Below are 5,256 nucleotides of genomic sequence, written 5' to 3' on the forward strand. Positions count from 1 at the left end.
CTCAGCGCCCGGCCGGCTGCGGCCAGGCGAAGCCCGCCTCGCCCGGGCCCGGGCCCGGCAGGCCGGCGCTCGCGCCGAACAGCAGGCTGCGCGGGTTGCGGCTGAATTCATCGGCCGCATCGCGCACCGTGCGCGAAGTTTCGCCGATGTTCGAGCTCAGCGCGTTGACGCGCGGCAGCGTCTCGTAACGCACGCTCGCATTCAGTTCGGACAGCGTCTGATTCATCGAGGTCAGCGCAGTTCCCGCCTGTTCGGCGGCCTTGCCGGCGCGGTCGAGATTGGCGGCGAGCGGGCCGCGCGGCGCGAGCAGCGAATCGGCCGAGGCCAGCGCCTGATTCATGCGGCGCGTGGTTTCGGGCAACTGCGCCGTGACCGGTTCGAGCGAATGCGTCAGCGCGCTGACCCCGTCGGCGGCCTGCTGCACGCTCTTGGCCGTCGATTCGATTTGCTCGCGCATCTGCGGCGACAGCATCGCGTTGACGCTCGACGCGGCCACCTCCATCTGCTTGAGCAGCACGTCGCCGCGCTTCTGGAGCTGGTCGAACAGGCTCGGATGGAGCGGGATCTGCGCGATCGCCTTGTCGGAGGTGGGCAGCGGCGCGGGATCGGTGCCGGTATCGTCGAGCTGCACGAACGCGATGCCCGTCACGCCCTGGAAGCCGAGGCTGCCGTAGGTCGAGCGCGTGATCGGCGCGTCCTTGTCGACCAGGATGCGGATGTCGATCTCGCCCGGGTGCGCGCGGTCGAAATGGATCGACGCGACCTTGCCGACGCCGAGCCCGCGATAGCGCACGTCCGCGTCGGGGAACAGGCCCGTCACGTTGGTGCGCGCGACGAGATCGTAGGGAATCCGCACCGTGCGGTCGACGTTGAACCAGAACACGGTCGCGATGATCGCGAGCAGCAGCCCGAGGGTGAACAGCCCGGCCCAGAATGCATGAGATTTGTTTTCCATTCGCGATTCCTTCCAGTTACAGCTCGACGCTGGAGAGCGCCGGCTCGAGCGCCGCCTTCGGCAGCTTCGCGCGCCGCTCGGGCGGCAACGCCTGCAACGCGCGGCGGCCGCGCAGTCCGAGGAAATATTCCTTGATGAACGGGTGATCGACGCTGGCCGCCTCCTCCACCGGCGCGGCCACCAGCACCTTGCGGTCGGCGATCACCGCCACCCGCGTGGAGAGCGCCACCATCGTGTCCAGATCGTGCGTGATCATCACGACGGTCAGGCCCAGCGTGCGATGCAGCGTGGCGATCAGGTCGACGAATTCGTCGGAGGCGCGCGGGTCGAGCCCGGCCGTGGGCTCGTCGAGGAACAGCAGCTCCGGCTCCAGCGCGATCGCGCGCGCGATGCCGACCCGCTTGACCATCCCGCCCGACAGCGCCGACGGCATCTTCGAGGCGTGCTTGCACGGCAGGCCCACCATCTCCAGCTTCAGCATGACGATCTCGTGCAGCAGATCCTGCGGCACGCGGCCCAGCTCGCGCAGCGGCTGGGCGATGTTGTCGAACACCGTCAGCGACGAGAACAGCGCGCCGTGCTGGAACAGCATGCCCGAGCGGCTGCGCATCACGCGCGCGGAATCGGTGTCGAGCGTGGCGATGTCCTGGCCGAACACGCGCACGGTGCCCGAGGTGGGCCGCTCCAGCCCGAGGATCTGCCGCACCAGCGTGGTCTTTCCCGAGCCCGAGCCGCCGACGATCGAGACGATCTCGCCCTGCCGCACGTCGAAATCGAGGTGTTCGTGGATCACGTTGCGACCGTAGCGCTTGGTCATGTCGCGCACTTCGATCACATAGTCGGGCGCGCCGTCGGACGCATGCGCCGCGCTTGCCGGCTGCATGTCGCCCGCGGCGGCGCCGGTGTCGCCGGCGGAAGTTGGCCTGTCGTTCATCATCCGAGCCCCACGTTCTGGAACAGGATCGCGAACACGGCGTCGGCGAGGATCACCACCGTGATCGAACTGACCACCGAGGTGGTGGTGCCCTCGCCGAGGCTCTGCGAGTTGGCCTTGATGCGGAAGCCGAAATGGCAGCCCACCAGCGCGATCAGCATGCCGAACACCACGCCCTTGCCGATCCCGATCCACAGGTTCGCGATCGGCACCACGCTCGGCAGCGAGCGCACGAAGAAATTGGCGTCGATGCCGAGCACCAGCTTGGCCGCCAGCGCGCCGCCCGACAGCGCGACGATGTTGGTCCACATCACGAGCAGCGGCATCGCCACGCCGAGCGCGATCACGCGCGGCAGCACGATCCGCAGCCCGTGCGGGATGCCCATCACGCGCATCGCGTCAAGCTCCTCGGTCACGCGCATCACGCCGATCTGCGCCGTGATGGCCGAGCCGGAGCGCCCGGCCACCAGAATGGCGGACAGCACCGGCCCCAGCTCGCGGATCACCGACAGCCCGAGGATGTTGACGATATAGCGGTTCGCGCCGAACTGCTGAAGCTGCTGCGCCGACAGGTAACTGAGCACGATGCCGATCAGGAACGCGACCAGCGCGGTGATCGGCAGCGCCTTCGCGCCGGCGTTGTAGACGTTGGCCGAGATTTCCGTCCACGGCATGGTCTTGGGGCGGCGCAGGATCGAGCCGAAATCGAGAATCACGCGCCCGAACATGCCGATCCCGCCATACAGATGCTCGCCGAACTGCATCAGCGACAGCCCGAAGCGCGTGATCGGATCGTGGCGCACCACCGGCTCGGGCGCCTCGCGCACCTCGTCGAGGCGCTGGATCCGTTCGAAGATGGTGCGCTGATTCGCGGTGAGCGCCACGCCGTCCGGCAGCCGGTGGCCCCAGACGCGCCAGAGCGCCTGGCCGCCCACGTGATCGAGCCGCTCGATCGACGAGAGATCCCAGCGGCCGCCCGGCCCGTCCTGCGCGCCGCCGCGCGACAGTTCGCGCGCGAGCTTTTCCGCGCGGCGCACCACGGCGCCGCGGTTGCGTGCAAGGGCCAGCGCTGTCCATTGCCCGGACAGGCGCACGGTCTTGTCGCCGCTGCCGGCATCGACCGACAAACCCGGTGGTGTCTGGAAGTCCAAGGAACGGGCGTCTCGAAAAAAGTGACAGCGGCCATTGTATCGAACCCCATCTGCGCGCGCGCCAGAAGCGGGATCGGCACTTGCCCGCCCCCGGCGAGGCCGCCCACCGAGGAAATCTTCCAGTTTCCGGTCGACAAGCTTTCATTACGCCGTCATGAACGCTTTCGATACTTGCGAACGGTTCTGGCCGACGGCGTCCGCGCGCCGTTCATTCCGCCCCTAAAAAAACAGACAGGACATTCCGATGCGTTTCGATTCGCCGTTCCGCGTTCGCGCGGCGCATGCGGCCGTGCTCGCCGCCACCGCCCTGCTCACCGCCTCGTTGCTGTCCGCCTGCGGCAGCGACGACGACAGCCCCGCCGCCACGCCGTCCGCCGCCGCGCAAGCGCCGGCCGGCACGCGCGCCACGCTGGCCGTGCTGGAAACCACCGATCTGCACACCAACGTGCTGTCGTACGACTATTTCAAGCTGGCCGCGGACAATTCCATCGGCTTCGAGCGCGTCGCCACGCTGATCGCGGCCGCGCGCAAGCAATACCCGAACACGCTGCTGTTCGACGACGGCGACACGATCCAGGGCACCGCGCTGTCCGACTACCAGGCGCTGGTCAAGCCGGTGGCGTGCGACCAGACGCTCGCGATCTACAAGGTGATGAACGCGGCGAAGTTCGACGGCGGCGCGATCGGCAACCACGAGTTCAACTACGGGCTGCCGTACCTGTCGCAGGTCACCGGCAACCGCTTCGACATCGACGGCCTGCCCGATCCGTCGCAGCAGAAAACCTGCGCGGGGCCGAACTTCCCGCAGGTGCTGTCCAACGTGATCAGCGCCAAGACCAACCAGCCGCTGTTCCAGCCGTACACGATCGTCACCAGGACGGTCAGCGCCACCGCGCCCGACGGCACGACCGTCAGCGCGCCCGTCAAGGTCGGCATCATCGGCTTCACGCCGCCCGCGATCATGAACTGGGACAAGCGCTGGCTCGACGGCAAGGTCTACACGACCGGCCTCAAGGAAGCGGCCGAGAAATACATCCCCGAGATGCGCGCGAAGGGCGCGGACCTGATCGTCGCGATTTCGCACGGCGGCCTCGACAACTCGCCGTACTCGCCGACCATGGAAAACGGCAGCTGGTGGCTCGCGCAGGTGCCCGGCATCGACGCGATGCTGATCGGCCACTCGCATCAGGTGTTCCCGGACGCCACCAGCACCGTCGCGCAGTTCAACCTGCCGGGCGTGGACAAGGTCAAGGGCACCGTCAACGGCGTGCCGACCGTGATGGCGAACTACTGGGGCAAGCACCTCGGCGTGATCAAGCTCGGTTTGGCCTGGGACGGCACGCGCTGGAACGTCGACAAGACCCAAACCACGGTCGAGGCGCGCTCCACGCAGAACGCCGACAAGACCTACGTGGCGGCCGATCCGAGCGTGTCGGCGGCGATCGCGGCCGAGCATCAGGCCACCATCGACTACGTGAAGACGCCGGTGGGCAGCACCGACTACCGCATGACGACCTACTTCGCCGACGTGGGCGATCCGGGCGCGATCCAGATCGTCAACGAGGCGCAGGCCGATTACGTGTCGACCTACGTGCAGGCGAACCTGCCGCAATACGCGTCGCTGCCGGTGCTGTCGGTCAGCGCGCCGTTCAAGAGCGGCTTCGGCGGCGGCAACGATTTCACCGACGTCGCGCCGGGCGGCCTGGCGATCAACAACGCGGCCGACCTCTACCTGTATCCGAACACCGTCTATGCCGTGAAGATCAGCGGCAGCGACCTGAAGAACTGGCTCGAGACGGCCGCCAAGCGCTTCAACCGGATCGACCCGTCGCAAGCCACCGTGCAGCCGCTCGTCAGCAGCTTCCCCGGCTACAACTTCGACATGTTCACGTCGCCCGACCTGAGCTACGAGATCGACGTCTCGCAGCCCGAGGGCAGCCGGATCCGCAACCTGCTCTACAAGAACGTGGCGCTCGACGCGAACGCGCAGTTCATCGTCGCGACCAACAACTATCGCGCGAGCGGCGGCGGCAACTTCCCGGGCCTCGACGGCAGCAAGACGATCTTCGCGTCGCCCGACGCGAACCGCGACGTGCTGATCTCGTACATCAAGAAGCGCGGCACCGTCACGCGCACGGCCGACGGCGCGGCGCGCAGCTGGCACTTCACGAAGCTGCCCGCCTCGGTCGCGCACGTGAAGTGCCAGCTGCGCGCCG

Annotated in this window: 4 protein-coding genes; 1 reads left to right on the forward strand and 3 read right to left on the reverse strand. The window is 67.8% G+C overall.

The features are described 5' to 3' along the window. Position 1: 1 nt before the first annotated feature. Genes G3N92_RS30380 through G3N92_RS30390 form a run of 3 tightly spaced genes read right to left on the reverse strand, consistent with a single transcriptional unit; the run spans position 2 to position 3,040 of the window. Positions 2 to 955 (reverse strand): MlaD family protein, encoded by a 954-nt coding sequence (locus G3N92_RS30380; protein WP_206131250.1) that lies wholly within the window; start codon positions 953 to 955, stop codon positions 2 to 4. A 16-nt stretch (positions 956 to 971) separates the two neighbouring features. Further along, positions 972 to 1,838 (reverse strand): ABC transporter ATP-binding protein, encoded by an 867-nt coding sequence (locus G3N92_RS30385; protein WP_206131251.1) that lies wholly within the window; start codon positions 1,836 to 1,838, stop codon positions 972 to 974. 50 nt (positions 1,839 to 1,888) lie between these two features. Further along, a complete protein-coding gene (locus G3N92_RS30390; protein WP_241015118.1) occupies positions 1,889 to 3,040 on the reverse strand; it encodes an ABC transporter permease in 1,152 nt (383 codons plus the stop codon). Between the two features lie 244 nt (positions 3,041 to 3,284). Between G3N92_RS30390 and G3N92_RS30395 the strand changes: the two genes are divergently transcribed. Further along, a partial coding sequence (locus G3N92_RS30395) for a bifunctional 2',3'-cyclic-nucleotide 2'-phosphodiesterase/3'-nucleotidase (protein WP_241015119.1) occupies positions 3,285 to 5,256 on the forward strand: 1,972 nt, incomplete at its 3' end.

The sequence above is a fragment of the Burkholderia sp. Ac-20379 genome (assembly GCF_017104645.1).
Classification (GTDB): Bacteria; Pseudomonadota; Gammaproteobacteria; order Burkholderiales; family Burkholderiaceae; genus Burkholderia.